Raw genomic sequence first — 17,412 nt, forward strand, 5'->3', positions numbered from 1 at the left:
AATCCCTCCCGATTGTTAACCTTTGACCGCGCCGATCAGCATGCCTTTAATAAAGTACTTTTGCAGGAACGGGTAGACGAGCAGGATCGGCACGATCGCCACCACAACAGTCGCCATCTTGACGGTCTCGGGAGGAAGCTGGGCGACCAGCATCGGGTTGCGGATTTCGAGCTCCTGACTGACGTCCGGGGAACGAATCATGTTTTGCAGCACGACCTGCAGCGGGTACAGCCTCTTATCATTCAAATACATAATGCCGGCAAAATAAGCGTTCCAATGGCCGACGCCGTAGAACAGCCCCATCGTGGCGAAGATCGGCGTCGACAGCGGCAGCACGATGCGCAGCAGCGTCCGCCAATCGCCGCAACCGTCTACCTTGGCCGCTTCTTCCAGCTCGTGCGGCAGCCCTTCGAAATACGTCTTCATAATCAGCAGATTAAATGTCGACACAAGCCCCGGAAGAATAAGCGCCCATATCGTATCGACGAGCCCGAGCGACCGGACGACCAGATAGGTCGGGATCATTCCTCCGCTGAACAGCATCGTGAACACGATGCCGAGCAGCAGGCCGCTGCGCCCGGGCACCGTCTTTTTCGACAGCGCGTAGGCGAGCAGCGAAGTGACGAGCAGGTTGAGAAACGTGCCGACTACCGTCACCGTCACCGTAATTTTCAATGCCTGCGGGATGCGTCCGCTCGTGAAGATTTCCTTGTAAGCGTCAAACGTCACCTGCTGCGGAAGCAGGACGAAGCCGCCGCTTCGCATCACCTCCGTATACGGCGTAATCGACATGACGACGACGTAATACAGCGGAAATAACGTGCTCAGCGCGAACAAGGTGAGGAACCCGTACATAACGGCGTCGACGATTCTGTCGCTTTTCGATTTCCGGATCGCCACCGTCCCCGGCTTGGTTACCATATTCCGTCACCTCCCAGCTTTTTGGCCAGCTTGTTCGCTCCCAGCACGAGCACCAGACCAATCACCGATTTGAAAAAGCCGGTAGCAGCGGCCACGCTGTAATCGAGCTGCTCCAATCCCCGCCGGAACACCCACGTATCGATAATATCTCCGACCTGGTAGACGCGGGAATTGAGGAAGATGTACACCTGCTCGAAGCCGGCGTCGAGAATATGACCGAGTCTGAGGATGAGCAGCAGCACGAAGACGGAACGAATTCCGGGCAGCGTAATATGCCACATTTTGCGCCAGCGCCCCGCCCCGTCCGCTTCCGCCGCCTCGTACAGCTCCGGGTTGATGCTAGCCATCGCCGCCAAATAAATAATTGCGCCGAAGCCGGTGTTTTTCCACAGATCGCTTACGAGCAGCAGCGGACGGAATAGTCCGGGCTCGGTCAGCACATTCGGGCTGAACCCCCATGTATCGCGGATAAAGGTCGTGACAAGCCCGGACCCTGGGGCAAAAAAAGCGAATACGAGCCCGTATACGATAACCCATGACAAAAAGTGCGGCCCATACGTAATCGTCTGCACCAGCCGTTTAAACCAGACGATCCGGATTTCGTTAAACATAATCGCCAGCGCCACATCCGGAATCATATTAAACAAAATCCGGTAGAGGCTGATCACCAGCGTGTTCCGGAAAATAACCGGAAAATCAGGCGACTGGAACACCGTCCGGAAATGGTCGAAGCCGGCCCACGGGCTGTCCCAGATCCCCTTAAACAGGTTGTAGTCTTTAAAAGCGACGAGCAAACCGCCCATCGGCAAATAACAAAATAAAACGTAATACAGCACTCCCGGCAGCATCATCACATAAAACCAGCGGCTGCGCGCGATGCTTCTCCACAGCTGCGAACGCCGCTTGCTTGAATCCGCAGGGGAGAAGTTCGTCTTGATCGTCGTTTGATTATCCATCGGCCCGCTCCTTTAAGAGGTAGTTCAAAAAGTCCACTTTTGATCACGAAGCAGATACAGGAAGCCTACTCGACATCGAATATGGAATTCAGCCGGAACTTCCGGTGCTCACAAAAGCTGCCACTACGCTCCGCTCCTCATTTCCTAGCTTCATCCCATCTTCTCGGTGCTGAAAACCGGACTTTTTGAACGCGCACTTTAAGTCTTACCCCCTCGGATACACCCGTCCCGCCTTCCGGCAGGACGAGCGCCCGCTTGTGCCGCCAGCCGGCTAATTCAATTTCAGAGCTTATCTATACAGATAAAGGGGGATGCCAGCCGCCAGCGGCCAACACCGCTTTTCATAATGCATCTTTAGCTCTGAATTCGAATCAGTTAGCGGCTTTAAATGTGATTTTTTTGCCGCGCGCCTCGCTGATTTGGCTGGCATACGCTTCGAAGATGTCCTTGGCTTTGTACTTGATCATGATCTCCTCTCGGTATTTCGGCCAGTTCGCGCTCGACTTGTCCTCGAACAGCATTCTGGCATGATATTCCGACATTTTGGTCCGCATCTCTCCCAGGTTGACCCCCGGAGGCGGTGTCGTACTGGCGCCTACGCTCGGCACATATTTGTAGCCGGTGCGCAGAAAAGCAAGAATCGACTCGTCGCGCGGCGTCTGGTCCGGATCTTTGACAGTCAGCCCGAACGTCTCCGGCGACGGCGGCGAGAAGAAGTCGTAGATCGACAGGAAGTTTCCTTTTTGGACGATGTCCTTCAAATACGCTTCTTTCTGGATCGTGATTTTCGGGCCTTCCTTCGTATAATGCTTGCCGCTTTGCCCGTAACGCGTCAGCAGGAAACCTTCCTCGCCCGCCAGCCAGTCCAAAATCTCGACGGTTTTGCGAATTTTCGCCGGATTCTGATCGGCTGTCTTCTTGCTGAACAGGAACGGGTAACCCGCTTCGTTCTCGGTCCAGAACGGCTTATCCGGATACGGATTAAACGGCACCCAGTCGGCTTTCGGATTCAGCGCCTTCGCTTTGTTCTGCACGCTGCTCGGGCTGCTGTCCAGCGCAAAATTAACGTCAGGGCTATACACGATACCCGCTTTGCCCTGGACCGCTTTATCCGTCACTTGTTCCGCCTTATTCAAAAACCAGTCCGGATCGACGAGGCCGTCCTTAATCATCTGAAGCGTATCGTCGACTACCTTGGCTACGCGCGGATCGGTTTGCGTATCGAAAAACTCGTCGTTCTCGACGTAATACCCGGCATAGAGACCGTGCTGCCGCCACTGCGGAAACGAAAGCGACAGCGACTTGCCGTTGCCGTTCGTCGTAAAACCGAACGTATCCTTCTTGCCGTTGCCGTCCGGGTCGTCGTGCGAGAAACTGCGCATCGCTTCCAGCATCTCGTCGTATGTTTTCGGAACCGGCAGCGAAAATTTGTCGAGCCAGTCTTTGCGAATGTAATACGCGAGATCGAGTTTTTTCTTGTACGGAAGCGGCGCCCGGTAAAAGTCGCCTTCCACCTGATACGATTTCATTTCCAGCTCGTTCGTGTTCCAATACTTGTAGTAGTTCGGCATCGTTTCCTTCGATACGTAAGGTGTCATCTTGGCGATCAGTCCGTCCTGAATGAGCTTCTGCGACAAGGTCCCGCTCGTGATGAACATATCCGGACTATTGCCGCTGGCCAGCGCCACGGTCAGCTTGTTGTCGTAATCGGCTCCCGCCGGATAGCTCTGAATCTTCAGGCGCACGTGAAACTTCTCTTCGATCGTTTTCTTGACGAAATCGTCGTCCGGCTTATCCGGAAGCAAGCTGCCCGCATCTCCGTCGATAAACCAGGAGATTTCCAGCGCCTGCTCCGCGCCGCTTCCCTGATCCGGCCCGGCCTTCTCCCCGCCGTCCGCTTTCGTGCAGCCTCCGGCCAGCATGGCCGCCGCAAGCACGGACGTCAGCCAAACCTTTTCTCGATTGTTCATGAGAATTCGTCCCCTCCTTTTTTACTGTGAACGGATATCCGCGAGCGGATCTTCCATTACGGTGAACACGCTTTCATCTTAAACGGGGCAACCTTTGCCTGAAAACTGCAAAAACCGGCTTTTCCCTATAAAAAACGAAGCCGTGCGACTGTAAAAACGGACTGTACTTTCACCGTGCCGCTCCCTGTGCCAGCTGAGCAGGCAGTCCGAATGCGGCCCCAAAGGCGAAAAGACGGGCTTACGCGCCGCTGCCGACCCGTCTGCCCGTCTATTCGTGTTTGCCTGCATACTGAATTTTATATTCGTTGGGCGTCAATCCGAAATGCTGCTTGAACAGCTTGAAGAAATAGCTTTGGTTGACGAACCCGACACGTTCCATTACCGTATTGACGCTGGCCTCCGATTGCGACAGCAGGTCGGCCGCATGGTTCATCCGGACCTGTGTAATATATTTGGCGACCGACAGCCCCGTCTCGTCCCGGAACTGCTTGCCCACGTAAGAAGACGACAAGTGGACCATGTCGGCGATGCTTTGCAGGCATAAGGCGGAGTCCGTATACCGCGATTCCACGATATCCCGGATCGTAGCGACAAGCAGCTGCCGCTTCGTCGTCTCCGAGCTGGCCGCGTCAATGCCGTCTTCCGACGAAAGGTGGAACAGCTGCGCGAACAGTCCACGGACGTCTTCAATCGTTTCTTTTTCCAGGATGAGCTTGTACACGGACCGCAGATCGGGCGCTCCCCCTTCCCCCTTGGCCATCCGGAGCTCATGCGCGGCGCCGGCCGCCAGCGAAAGCAGCGTATTGATCATCTCTTCGTAGCGGAACTTGGCGATAAGCGAGAACAGCTCTTGCAGCAAACGCGCGCTTTCTTCCTCATTACGGGTCCGGATCGACAGAAGCCAGCTCTTCTCCAGCTCGATCGCGGCGCTCTCCGTCTGATTCTCCTCGCTTTGCCGGACAAGCGCAGGATGGATGACAGACTGTTTGCCATGGACAAACCGGTACTTCGCATAATTGTCCACCGTCCTGTACAACCGGGCGATCTGGGCATAATCCGGCGCAGGATCGCCGAATACGGCAGTAAGCGACAGCTTGTAATAGGTCATGATCGTCTGCTGCACCTCAGCGGCAAACCGGTGAATCCGTTCGGCGAGCTGCGGCTCGCTCTGCCCGGAGTTATCGTCATATAGAAGCGCGACGAACCGGTCCCCGCCTACTTCGACCACATCGCCATGCATCGAGCGGGAGATCATCTCCTGCACAATGTTAACGATCGAGAACGTATACAACCGCCGGTCCTCCGGGCTATGGCTGTACAGGAATGCCGCATAGTCGTCCAGCATGAGCAAGCAGATGGAATAACGTCGCTGTCCGTGTCCAGAACCGGCATACAGCTTGTCGGCGGCGTCAAAGGGCGATACGTGCGGGTTGTCCATCAGCAATTGCCTCACGTAATAACCGCGCAATATGCCGCTCTGCGAGTCCTGCATCTGCTTCAGCGAGCGCATCTCGTTCATCGTTTTCTCCAGCACCGTCGAGATGACCCCGAATTCGTCCCTTCTGGCAGACCCTGCCGGCTCGTGAAGGTCGGGATCTTTGCGGATCAGCCGCAGCACCCCGGACACCGGGTTGTACAGACGCGAGGCGAGCAGCGTCGAGCTGACCGCAACCAGCAGTAAAATAACCGCGACGGCAAATAGTGTAAACGCCTTCATTTCTTGAATAACCCGAAACACCGCATCATAGGGCTGTACGCTCACGAGCGTCCAATTGTTTTGGGGGGCCGACACATAGGTAACCAGACTGGCGATGCCGTCGCTGTCATCGATAAACGAATGGGTTCCTCCGTCGTTCAGCCGTCTGGTCTCCACCCGGTCGCGAAGCCGGTCCCAGGAGCCGTTCCCGGACAAATCGTTGACGATATTGCCGCTGCCGTCGATGATCAGCAGATGGCTGTCCGAATATTCGGTGAGCCGGTTCATTTCCGAGACGTTGGAGAACAGCCATTCCGGTTTGATGTTGAAAATTAGCGCTCCGTTGTCCGTCCCGATTAGATTGCCGGAGGAGCTGTTGTACATAAAAAACGAAAAGTGGCTGATTCTGCGGTCCGAATCGCTGTAATAAATCGGCACGAGCTGCAGCTTCGGCACATGGTCCGCCTTCATTAAGTACCGGTCCACCCGTCCATCCATCCCGTCATCCCGGCAATTCAGCACCTTCGTCTCGGAATAGTAATAATAGCAGCCGTTGCGGGAATTGTAGACGGCGACGGAATGCAGCAGCGGAACCGAACTTTGCAGCTTCTCGAACGACATGATGCTGGAATACAGCTTGAACTCCTCGGGCTGCGCCGAATCCAGCAGGTAAGCGGTACGCAGGTCCATATAGGTGGAAGTGATCAGGTTCGTCAGCATCCGGTCGGTAAAACTGAGGTTGTAGCTGACCTGCTCCAGCATCTTCCGGTTGGATTCGTGCTGCATGTTCAGCATCGTATTGCGCGATTTGTAAAACAACACGGCGGATGACAAGATCACAACGATAATAGACAGCAGGCCGATCGAGATGAGCATCTTGAACCAATACGACTTGCCGGTGTAGTTTCGCAGCCAGTTCATAGCATTCTCCATCCGTTCCCTTAGACGATAATGTAACCAGGCAACTTCATTATATAAAACTCCGATAAGAGAGAGAAGAAGATTTATCCCTGACTCCACCTGGAGCCTTTTTGCGAGAAAGGCCCTTGCGTAAGCGGTTGCCTTCTATCGGGCGCCGTAAGCAGCTTTCCGGCGAGCTGAACATGTACAGCTCGCCGGAAAGTGTGCGGCTTTGCTGAAGCTTTGCTTGACGCTACCGCGTGCGTGCGGCTTAAATCGCAAAATAAGAGTCTCTGGCACCCTCTATGTCCGGCCTAACGGGATAACAGCGACGAATAGAGGCGGTTTGCACCCCTTATTTCAGCCAACGGATGGGGTCTGCACCCTTTTCGCGCATTTTAGCGGTTCCAAACCGCTCTTATTCCGTGTCCAAACGGGTTTTCGGACAAAATAAAAGCTACAAACCACTCCTATCCGCGGCGTGAGGGCGGTCGGCCCATTCCTTCTTGTCAGCCTACAGACAGGGCACGGAGCCGAGCCGTCACGAGGAACGGCCTGTTCCCCATGCCGGCACGATGTAGGTAAAGCTGCTCATCAAAGCTTTTCTGCGCGATGCGTGCCCGCCTAAGAGAGAGCTTGTCTGGGTATAGAAACTGTGCAGCCGGCGCTCCCGAAACAACGCTTGAAGCTTTACCGCTTTAGCAATTGTAATTGTGGCGTCTAACTAATAAAAAGGCCGCCCACCGGCAGCCTTCTCCTACTCACGTCTATCGGATTTGCAGCAGCAGCTTATAGTGCGGGTTCAAAAAGTCCAGTTTTCAGCACCGAGAAGAGAAGATGGGATGAAGCTAGGAAGTGAGGAGCGGAGCGTAGTGGGGCTACGTAGCACCGGAAGTTCGGGCTGAATTCCATATTCGATGTCGAGCAGGCTTTCTGATCGGCTTCGTGATCAAAAGTGGACTTTTTGAACAACCTCCTATACAACCGCCGCGGTCTTGTCGATGAGTTGCGCCTGTTCGTCCGCTTCTACCGTCAATCGGCTGACCATCAGCACATCGTGCGGCGTCAGGACGGACGGCTTGCCTTCGATCCCGCCCAAGAAATCTTCGCACAGCTTATGCGGCACCGGCTGCAGCTCCTTGCGGGTCAGCGGTTCCCGGCCGGTCACGGTAAACATCAGCTCTTCCTTGGCAAGCGCCGGGTCCCCGTTCAGCCGCAGCTCCGCGGAGCCTTTCGTCCCGCAGACGAACAAGCGGGAATCGCCGTACGTCCAGCTTTTGTCGGGGGTATGCCAGTCCGCGTACAGCTGGGCCAGAGCGGCATCCTCCATGACGACCTGGGCGACCGCCACATCGTAAAAGGTCGGATGCTCAGGCATCATCGTTTTCGTCATGACGCTTTGCATGGAGGTTACCTCCTTGCCAGTCAGCCACCGGAGCAAGTCGAAGTCGTGCACCAAAATATCTACAATCAAGCCGCCGTTATTTTCTTTGTTGAAAAACAACGGAGCTCTGGCGCCCCCCGCCAGCCGGTGCGGCTTGCGAAACGACAAGCTGACGATATCGCCAAGCTCGCCGGATTCGATCGCCCGCTTCAGCGTCATCGTCACCGGACGGAACCGTTCCGTCAGCATCATCCCGACCTGGATGCGCCCGCGTCCGATCACGGCTTCGAGCCGGCTCAGCCCGTCCCGGTCAGTCACCGCCGGCTTATCCACCATAATGTGCTTGCCGCGGCTTTCGCACAGCTCGATGACGTTAATTTTCTCGTTATTCAGCGCGGCCGAGCCGACGATGCCGATCTCCGGGGCAAGGGCCTCCTCCATATCGTCCAGAAACGGAACGCCGTAACGCTCCGCAATCCCTACAGCCAGCTTCCTGTCGCCGGATTCGTAGATGCCTTTGCAGCTGTACCCCAGGGCAATCATTTCCCCGATAAATGAGCCGATATGGCCGTGTTGACAGCCGATCACGGAAAACATTCGTTCCATTGCGACATCGCTCCCTTGTATTCAGGTTCGGCCTTCAGCCGAAACGGAGTTATTCCCCGATCCGGAATTGCTGCGGAAACCGGCTGTATCCGGTCACTTCGAAAGGCTCCGACGCTTTCGCCCACGGGATGCCTCCGAGCTCCGAGAACAGCTTGCCTTCGCGGAATGCGGCGCGTACGGTCTCTTCAATTCCGCCGATATACATGCCGGGATCTCCCTGCTGTGTGCCCGGCTCCGCATACTGCCGCGGAATGTCCGTTACGCTGCCGGACGATTCAAAAGCGCCGTTCGCCGCAACCGTAAAGCGGATCGCCGATTCCAGCGAGACGTCGAGCTTTTCCTCGCGGCCTTCGATTACGGCAATCAAGTTCCGGTAACGGGCAGGGATAAAGCCTTCGTCCTGACAATCGTACACGACCGATTCGTCGCCTTTCCATAACGTGACCTTATTATCATAGCTCCATTCCACGGCCCCTCCGGTGCCTTCCAGACGAATCCGCTGCGTCTCTCCGTGCCGGGCGCACAGCGTGATATACAAGTGCAGCCGGAGGCCGCCCTCCGTAACCACTCGTACGCATGAAGTATCGTCGCTTTCGATCGGATTCGCATGATACAGCTCGGCGGTCACGCTCGACAAGCCGGACGGTTGTCCCGTAAGTGAGGATAACCGCTCCGACAAGTTCAGCATGCTGTAGAACAGATGGGCCGCCGGGTTGTGGAACGTGCCGTCCAGCACGGTAACGCCCTGAACCGACAGCTTGCCCGCCCAAGCCGTCCTTGTGAAATAAGTTGCAGGCCGGTTCAGCAGCGAGATGCCCTTGAGCGCTTGAATCGGTCCGATCTCGCCCGAAGCGGCGATCCCGGTCAGCATCGACAGCGCTTTCCTCGACGGAGTGAAGAAATTGACGGCGCACAGCTTGCCGCATTTCTTTGCCGTATCGGCAATCCGCTGCGCATCCTGAATGACTGCCGCCGGCGGCTTTTCGAGCAAGACATGATACCCCGCCTCCATCGCTTCGATGGCCATCGGAGCATGGAGCTGAATCGGCGTCGAGATGACGACGAAGCTGGCATCCTTCTCCCGAGCCAGCATCTCGCGGTAGTCCGTATAATGACGGATGCCCCGCTCCTTAACGATGGCGGACGCTTCCTCCGACAATCGCAGATCGCTTACCGCTGCGAGCTCCAGCATTCCCTCGTCCTGCTGGCGCGTAAGCTCGTTCAGATGCCTCGCGCCGAATCCGTTTACTCCAATCAGCAAAACTTTATGTAATTTCCCCATATTCGGCCCGCCCTCTTCCGACTATTAACTAAGAAATCGATATCCATCCTGATTATACCAGACAATCGTTCGGAGCGGCTGTCCATAAAACGGCGTAAAAAAGAAGCGCTCAACCGCTGCAGCAGCGGTCAAACGCCTCCGTTGATCAGTCCAATGTTCGCTTGCCTGCCCTGCGTTCGCTTACCGATCCGCAAGCTCCAGCTTGAAGTTCCGCGACAAATGATCCGAGATCGAAGTAAAGTGGAAGCTTCGCATAATCTGCTCCAGCTTCGACCGGGTTCCGCCTACGTTGTAGTAATGAATGAACCGTTCCTTCGGCGGAAGGCTCAGCTTGTGCTCGGTCGTATCGATCTCTCTCGGATGCAAATAAACGATCGAGCTGTTCCCTTGGCGGTTCGCCGAACGGATCGCGTAGTCGATAAAAAACTTGGGGAAAAACCGGAAGTAAAATCCTCCGGAATATCCGATGTTTCTGCCGGCCAGCTTCATCACCGACATCGGCACCTCATACAAGTCCAGTTCCCTGCCGTTCACCCGCGGCTTATGGATCACGGTAGGCGCGCCCGGAATGCCGTACAGAAACGTTTTGACCGGAAAAATGCTCGCATCGTACTTTAAGCCAAGCTCCTCAAGCGCCTCCAGGTAGTGCAGATTCCGTTCCACGATCGACCAGGAAGGTGCGCGGTAACCGAGGACCTTCGTGCCGGTAAGGTTCTCCAAAATATCGACCGATTTCTTCACGTCGTCGCGAAACTCATCAATCGTCTGCGAGTAGGCGAGCTGATGGCCGTAGCCGTGCGAGGCGACGTCATGACCGTCACGGGCGATCGCCTTGACGACGTCCGGATAATCCTCCCCGATACAGCCCAGTACGAAAAAGGTAGCTTTGCTGTTCGTCTCCCGGCACATCTGCAGCAGCGTATCCATGTTGGCCCGGAAATTCGACCCTTTGCCGGTGGGAGGCGCGATGTCGTCGTAGTTGGCGTGAAACCATTCCTCTATATCGAAGGTCAGCATATTAACCGCTCCGCCGACCGGTTTCTCCAGGTTAGTCAATGTTCTTTCTCCCTTTTATCGCAAACGAAGTGGCGAGCATGTTCGAGAACGCTCCCGCCGATCTGCCGTTCGTAACGAATTTGAACGGATGATACATGTGAAGAAACTCGATATGATCAAAGCCGTATTTGTTGAACACTTTCTTCAGCTCATCCATCGTATACATCCGGTCGAACTTCTTGCTTTTCTCCATCAGCTTGAGCAGCTTCCGCTGTACGGAGCCTTTGTTCAGCGTCTGAATCAGGAGGGTGCCGCCGGGCTTCGTCACGCGGGCCAGTTCTTTGATGACGGCTTCGTATTGTTCGATCAGCTGGATAACGCCGATGCACAATACGGCATCAAACTTGCCGTCCTCGAACGTGAGCGCCGTCAAATCTCCGGGCATCGTCTTTAATCCGCGTGCCGCCGCGAATTCCAGACTTTTCTCGGAGAAGTCTACGCCGTATACGGTATTGTTTTTGACGAGAGGCTCGCTGAACGCGCCTACGCCGCAGCCCGCATCGAGTATGGTTTTGTCCTTGCAGTCGCCCAACCAGCGAAGCGTATTGTCCCTTTGCATAAAAAAGCTTTCTTCATTGAAATAGTCGGATGATTGGACAGCCGCTCCATGAGTTTCGGCCCTTTTATCAAAGTACTGCTTCCAGTTGGTATTGCTCATCGTATGTGCATCCTCCGATTATAGAAACGTTTATGAGTAGTGTTAACGCGGATTAAGGAAAAACATATTTGATCAATCGTTTGCCGACTGGGCTTGTAACGAAATCGGGCGTTTTTTTCCACAGCTCTACGAACAGGCTTAAGCTCTGTTTGTCCGGAGGTCCCGACTGTCCGGCCCCGCCGTCGTAGACGTAATAACGGAGCTGTTCGGGCTTCGCCCCCCATTGCTCCTTGTACTTGTACGTTCCGGAGCCGGCCGGCGACCGGCCCAGGTCGAGGCGGCTCATGCCATGCCGAATACCGAAGCGGACCGCTTCCCAGTACATAAAGTTGTTTAGGTACTTGTTGTTGTACTCTGTCAAATTCGCCCCATACGGGTAATATAACATCGAATTCGAAGGGCTTGTCAGCAGCAGCATGCCGCCAACAACCGCCCCGGACTGCTTGTCCAATACGGTGAGCAGGTGGGTGTGGTCCGGCAGAAATTCGAAAAACTTTCGAAAAAAGCCGATGTCCGGCGACGGAGAACCGAGCTGCTTCATCCGTCTTACGTATACGTTATAAAAGTCGTCCAGATGCCCTGGATCGAACGAAACTCCGAACCAGTCGTTTTTGTACACTTTACGGACATGATTCCGGTTGCTGCCCGATGACAGCGCCAGTACCCGGTCCTCCTCATCCGCTAAAGCAAGCTCGAATGTATAATTATGATCCTGCACGTTCCAGCCGGCGCCGTTCAACGTCTGCTCCTTCAGCCTTAACTCGATATAGCCGAGCCCGTACCGGGATTTCAGCTCCGGAATCGAATCGATCGCATAGCGGAGCGCCTCGTCGCTTTCGGCGCAAATATCCATATAATTCACGAACGGAAGCGAAACTCCGACCTTCTTGAGCCCGAGATTGCGGCCTGCGACAAGCGGCACAATCGCCCGGACCCGGTCATCCTTGTCTACAATCGCCTGGTAGATGCAGCTGTATCCGAAAGTTCCCGTCAATATATGTCTGAACGCAATTGTATGAAATACCGTCCCCTTTGACCATGCGAACTTGTCCCACTGTTCCTTCATGGCGTCGGTATACGCAACACACCTGAACATCAGCCGTTTATCCTTTCAGCCAGAAAATTACGCCGATCATAATGATGATGCAGCCGATCCACTTCATCAGACTGATATGCTCCTGAAAGATCAGGATAGACGCGGCCAGCAGCAAAATATATTGGAAGCTGGATACGAAAGTAACGTAGCTCAGGTCGAACTGGGACAAACAATATACCCACAGCACCGCACCTACCGCATAAGCCGCAAAGCCGGCCAATAAAGCAGGCGACGTGATATAACTCATAATGACACCGAAAATCGCACCGTCAAAACTTAACGTTCTGCTGCCGATTTTGAGCAGCGTGCTGCCCGTCACCGTCATCAAAACGCTCCCGAAAAGCATCAAATACTTGATTTGGATTCACCCTCGCTTAATTTCTTCTCCAGCTCGTCGAGCCTCAGCTTCGTTAATCCCAGTTCCTGCGTCAACGCCTTGTTATGCATCTTCATGCCCGAGATGCTGACGCTCATATTCAAGAGCAGCAAATAAGCGCATGCAATAAGAATAGCAAAGAACGCCGAGGGCGCATAGTCTATTCCGATGAGATTCGAGAACCAGTCCATCATATCTTTAAATACGGACATGACGAGCGTAAAGATACCGATCGCAAACCAGATGAGCGAATATTTTTCCCGGATCATCCTGGCTCTGACCATCAAAAAGACGGATATGATCAAAAACAGACTGAACGCAATCCCCATCAATTGAACGCTGTACAAATGAGCGCCGTCCATTTGTCCTTTCACCACCTAGTCCTGATAAAGGAGAAGAAAATCGATACGATCACCTTCGCCATATAGTACGGGCTTTTGATCATCGTGATGGACGAGGAGCCATGCTCGCGCTGCCTCATTTCAACGCCTACCTCGCTTATGCGCAGGCCATGCTTTTTGAGCATGATGATCGCGTCCGGCTCCGGATAGTCGTCGGAATAATGCCTCGAGAGAAGCTGGATGCTCTTGCGGTTGTACATCCGGAAACCCGAGGTGCCGTCCGTAACCTTGGTGCGGATCAGCATCCGGAACAAATAGTAGAACACTTTGATGCCGAGTCTTCTGGACCAGGACGTCCGGAACGACTGAACGTCGAGAAACCGGGAGCCGATTACCACATCGCTGCCTGTCCGGATCATCGTATTGTACAACGTGTCGACCTCTTTGGACAGATGCTGCCCGTCCCCATCGATCTGGACCGCATATTCGTATCCGTGAGCCGCGGCATACTTGAAGCCGGTCTGTACCGCGCCGCCGATCCCTAGATTGTACGGGAGATCGACGACCTTCACCCCTTCGGCCTTCTTCGCCGCCGGGGAGGTTCCGTCCAAGGAACAATCGTTAATGACGAGAATATCGCAGTCCCGGACATGCTCCCGAACGTCCCGGATCACCTTCAAAATGTTGTTCTGCTCGTTATAAGCCGGAATTACGATGAGAATTTTCCCTTGTTGTTCCATAGCAACTTCCCCGTCATTTTTTTGGCGATGATAATCGTACCGCGAATGATCCGTTCCAATCCGTACCCTGCCGCAATCGCGATGAAGGGCGAACTGGGCGCCTTATACCTGTACATGCCGTCGATAAAAAAGATGATGCAAAACATAAATACCGCCAAAATGACATACCAGATAACCGCGGCTTTCCGAAAGGTTCCGTTCCACATCGCGGCAATCGTCCCCAGCATAAATAAAAGAACGGGAAGCATGTTTTTGAGAAAAAGCTTAATGCCGAGAAGACTGCTCAGATCGGTTTGCCAAACCCATCTTCCGAGAAAGGCAACCGTTCTTTTCCCATAAATGTGCAGAATATGTTCCCAGTTATTAATAATAAAGCTAAGAACCAAACTATTCCACACGTCAATCGTATAATCCGGCTTATATTTGTAATCGTACGGCGTCGGATGATCGTAGATCCAGCCTTTGGCGTATATATTGTACAAGACCATCTTGGCGTTGAACTGCATCGATGTAATTAGCGCATTCAGCTTATGACCGGCTATCAGGTACACAACCACCATCACTACGGCCGCCGCCGCGCCTCCGAGCGCCAGCTTATGTTTGTTCAGGAAGGCGAGTACGGACTTTCTCGGCAGACGAAGCACAATATAAAGCAGGATGAAGGCGACGGACAATATACCCGCCGGACGGAAAAACGCCAAATAAACCAAGGAAACGGCAAACAGCACTTTCACGATTCTATTATCGGATTCATAACATTTGAGGAGGAGATACACGCACAAGAGCAGGAGACTGATAAAAAAGCTGTCCGTTAAAATATAAGTCGCCCAAAGCGTAATGTCCCATAAATACGAATAAAAAAGGGCGGCGATAAAAGCGGCGGTCCGGTTAAACAGCATTCTCGTAATCTTGTAGACGAGAATGACGCATAAGCTGGCCGTAACCGCTTGAATGAACAGAATCGTAGCGGGGTCCTTAAAGATGGCGAGCAGCACCGTCAGCAGCAAATTGTAACCGATATACAAAATATCGTTCATATGCGTGCCGATCGTAAAGTTAGCCATCAGATTGTGCGCGTAATCCAAGTACCACTTGGAGTCGGCAGCCTGTGGAAATCCAACGCCGGATGACCGCAAATAAAAATAATAGCGCAATCTCACATACAGAGAAAGCGGCACGAGCGGGATCAGAAATATGAAATCTCTGGCGATACACTTCTGGTACAATTTGTACACGGTATGCACGTTAAGCACCGCTCCACTCCGCGAAGTAGTCTTACTGCTTATCAGTTCCGGCGCCAGCGACAAGCACAACCGGTACTTAAGCCGCTCTAAGGGGAATCGCTCTGGTACAAATGGACGATTGTTCCTCCTCTCATTTTGCACGGAATCCCCGCTTTCGGCAACTCTTTTTTTAATAATTTTTTAAGAATTGTGTAAAGGCGTATTTCCTCCTCTTTTCTCGTTATTTCTCCTTCTTTCGCCTATCAGGCAAAGGAAGCCTTACCTCGAACGCCGTACGGCTCTTATCGCTGGCCGCTTGAATGGTTCCTCCGTGCAGCTCGACGATCTGCTTCGAGATCGCCAGCCCCAATCCGGAGCCGCCCATATCTTCCGTCCTCGATTTCTCGACCCGATAAAACCGTTCGAAGATGTGAGGCAAGTCCTGCGGAGGAATCGGGTCCCCGTAGTTCACCACCTCGACGACCGCTTCCGCCCCGTCCACGCGCACGAATACATCGAGATATACACCGTCCTTGCCGTAATTGACCGCATTGGCCAGCAGATTGTCGAAGACGCGGGCCAGCTTGTCGCCGTCCGCCGTTATCATCACTTTGCGCTCCGGAAACGACAGCCGGATATCCATGCCCGCCTGCCGCATCTCGTATTGGAACTGGGCGGTCAGCTGTCCGATCATCTCCACCAGATCGACCTCGGATAATCGAAGCGGCAGCCCGCCTCCGCTTAACCTCGTATACTCGAACAAATCGTCGATCAGCACATGAAGCCGTTTGGCTTTCTCATATGCAATATGAACGTAATGTCTCAGCTCCACCTCGTCGCGGTACCGATCCTGCTCGATCAGTCCCAGGTAACCGGTAATCGACGTCAGCGGCGTCCGCAGGTCGTGGGAGACGTTCGTTATCAGCTCCGACTTCGTCCGTTCCGCCCGGCGTTCGTCTTCGATCGACGTTTTGAGCTGCTCGGACATTTTGTTCAGATTGACCGCAAGATCCCCCATCTCGTCCTTGTAGCGGACCGGAATCCGCTCGTCGAATTGCCCCCCCGCTATCCGCTGGACGGCCTGCGTAATCCGGTGCAGGTACAAGATCTGCTTCCGGCTCAGCAGGAAAATGTGGATGATAAAGAAAAACACGCCAGCGACGACGAACAACGCCACAACGCCGAACATATCCGCCAAATCGACGGCAAGCCTAGCGGGCGCGCGAATCCCGAATTCATACATTAGGGCGAGCGCGGCCCAGACGCCGGCCAGACTAAGTACGGACAGAGCGATACTGGCTACAAAAAGTGCGATGAGTTTCCAGCGTATGCTGTAGAGCAGTTTACCGATCAAATTTATAGCCGACCCCCCATACCGTATGAATCCATTTGTGGCCGGACTCTGTCTCCAGCTTGTCCCTCAGCTTGCTGATATGTACCATAACCGTCGTATAGGTGGGAGAGTACGGCTCGTTCCAGACGTGCTCGTAGATCGCTTCGGCGCTGAAGACGCGTCCGGGATGGCTGGCCAGCAGATGCAGGATGCCGAATTCGATCGAGGTCAGATGAACCGGCTTGCCGTCGGCCGTGACCGTGTGAGTCGCCTTGTCGATCTCGAGGTTCTCGAACGCCATCACGTCGGCGCTCCGTTCTTTGTTCGATCTGACATTCAAGCCGTACGCGCGGCGGAGTAACGAGCGGACTCTCGCCAGCAGCTCCAGCGGATTGAACGGTTTCACCAGGTAGTCGTCAGCGCCGGTCATCAGTCCCAATATTTTATCCATATCTTCCGCTTTCGCGCTTACCATCAGAATCGGCACCGCCTTGTCGGCGCGAATGTGACGGCATACCTCCAGCCCGCTCATGCCGGGCATCATAATATCGAGAATGACGAGCTTCGGCTCCTTGCGCTTCATCAGCTCCAGCGCGTCATGACCGTTATTCGCCTTCATAACCGTATAGCCTTCGTTATGCAAATAAATTTCAATCAGATTGGCAATCGCCGGATCGTCATCGACAATGAGTATCGTTTCGCTCATCCTAAAAACTTCCTTTCTTTCTTCCATCTGCTAACCCAGCAGGCGTCTCCTGCTATCATACGCCAAATGGAACGCGGCCGGCAAACGGGGGTATCCGGACAGTTTGTCCTATGTTCGATAGTATCAAGAAAGAATCGTTTTTACGCATTTTTATTTTGATTCGGAAAG

15 protein-coding genes are annotated in these 17,412 nt (G+C 54.0%); all 15 read right to left on the bottom strand.

What is annotated here, in order from left to right; all coding sequences use genetic code 11:
• Positions 1-15: 15 nt before the first annotated feature.
• The gene (locus AC3Y2E_RS07430; protein WP_190929384.1) at positions 16-921 is read right to left on the bottom strand and encodes a carbohydrate ABC transporter permease; all 906 of its coding nucleotides are present in this window, start codon (positions 919-921) and stop codon (positions 16-18) included.
• Positions 915-1,877 carry an ABC transporter permease gene (locus AC3Y2E_RS07435; RefSeq protein ID WP_379208718.1) on the bottom strand — a complete coding sequence of 321 codons (963 nt, stop codon included), beginning with the start codon at positions 1,875-1,877 and terminating at the stop codon, positions 915-917. Before AC3Y2E_RS07435 ends, AC3Y2E_RS07430 begins: the two co-directional genes overlap by 7 nt.
• A 371-nt stretch (positions 1,878-2,248) precedes the next feature.
• Positions 2,249-3,847 carry a type 2 periplasmic-binding domain-containing protein gene (locus AC3Y2E_RS07440; RefSeq protein ID WP_379208720.1) on the bottom strand — a complete coding sequence of 533 codons (1,599 nt, stop codon included), beginning with the start codon at positions 3,845-3,847 and terminating at the stop codon, positions 2,249-2,251.
• A 268-nt stretch (positions 3,848-4,115) separates the two neighbouring features.
• Positions 4,116-6,464 (bottom strand): helix-turn-helix domain-containing protein, encoded by a 2,349-nt coding sequence (locus tag AC3Y2E_RS07445; protein WP_379208723.1) that lies wholly within the window; start codon positions 6,462-6,464, stop codon positions 4,116-4,118.
• Positions 6,465-7,419: 955 nt separating this feature from the next.
• Positions 7,420-8,433 carry a Gfo/Idh/MocA family protein gene (locus AC3Y2E_RS07450; protein WP_379208725.1) on the bottom strand — a complete coding sequence of 338 codons (1,014 nt, stop codon included), beginning with the start codon at positions 8,431-8,433 and terminating at the stop codon, positions 7,420-7,422.
• A gap of 49 nt (positions 8,434-8,482) precedes the next feature.
• Positions 8,483-9,715 carry a Gfo/Idh/MocA family protein gene (locus tag AC3Y2E_RS07455; protein ID WP_379208727.1) on the bottom strand — a complete coding sequence of 411 codons (1,233 nt, stop codon included), beginning with the start codon at positions 9,713-9,715 and terminating at the stop codon, positions 8,483-8,485.
• A gap of 180 nt (positions 9,716-9,895) precedes the next feature.
• Complete coding sequence (locus AC3Y2E_RS07460; RefSeq protein WP_332070468.1) at positions 9,896-10,771, bottom strand: polysaccharide deacetylase family protein; 876 nt, start codon at positions 10,769-10,771, stop codon at positions 9,896-9,898.
• Positions 10,764-11,429: a class I SAM-dependent methyltransferase gene (locus AC3Y2E_RS07465; RefSeq protein WP_379208730.1), complete on the bottom strand. Its 666-nt coding sequence runs from the start codon at positions 11,427-11,429 to the stop codon at positions 10,764-10,766. Before AC3Y2E_RS07465 ends, AC3Y2E_RS07460 begins: the two co-directional genes overlap by 8 nt.
• Before the next feature lie 52 nt (positions 11,430-11,481).
• A complete protein-coding gene (locus AC3Y2E_RS07470; RefSeq protein WP_379208732.1) occupies positions 11,482-12,525 on the bottom strand; it encodes a GNAT family N-acetyltransferase in 1,044 nt (347 codons plus the stop codon).
• A 7-nt stretch (positions 12,526-12,532) separates the two neighbouring features.
• Positions 12,533-12,850 (bottom strand): EamA family transporter, encoded by a 318-nt coding sequence (locus AC3Y2E_RS07475; protein ID WP_332070471.1) that lies wholly within the window; start codon positions 12,848-12,850, stop codon positions 12,533-12,535.
• Positions 12,851-12,870: 20 nt separating this feature from the next.
• Positions 12,871-13,263: a DUF2304 domain-containing protein gene (locus tag AC3Y2E_RS07480; RefSeq protein WP_190929374.1), complete on the bottom strand. Its 393-nt coding sequence runs from the start codon at positions 13,261-13,263 to the stop codon at positions 12,871-12,873.
• Between the two features lie 8 nt (positions 13,264-13,271).
• Positions 13,272-13,982 carry a glycosyltransferase family 2 protein gene (locus AC3Y2E_RS07485; protein ID WP_190929373.1) on the bottom strand — a complete coding sequence of 237 codons (711 nt, stop codon included), beginning with the start codon at positions 13,980-13,982 and terminating at the stop codon, positions 13,272-13,274.
• Complete coding sequence (locus AC3Y2E_RS07490; RefSeq protein ID WP_379208737.1) at positions 13,952-15,235, bottom strand: glycosyltransferase family 39 protein; 1,284 nt, start codon at positions 15,233-15,235, stop codon at positions 13,952-13,954. Before AC3Y2E_RS07490 ends, AC3Y2E_RS07485 begins: the two co-directional genes overlap by 31 nt.
• A gap of 211 nt (positions 15,236-15,446) precedes the next feature.
• Entirely contained in the window at positions 15,447-16,559 is a 1,113-nt protein-coding gene (locus AC3Y2E_RS07495) for a sensor histidine kinase (protein WP_379208739.1), read from the bottom strand.
• On the bottom strand, positions 16,549-17,244 hold the full coding sequence (locus AC3Y2E_RS07500; protein WP_190929370.1) for a response regulator transcription factor: 696 nt from the start codon (positions 17,242-17,244) through the stop codon (positions 16,549-16,551). The genes AC3Y2E_RS07495 and AC3Y2E_RS07500 overlap by 11 nt, the downstream gene beginning before the upstream one ends.
• Positions 17,245-17,412 lie beyond the last annotated feature (168 nt).

The sequence above is a fragment of the Paenibacillus sp. MAH-35 genome (genome assembly GCF_058135425.1).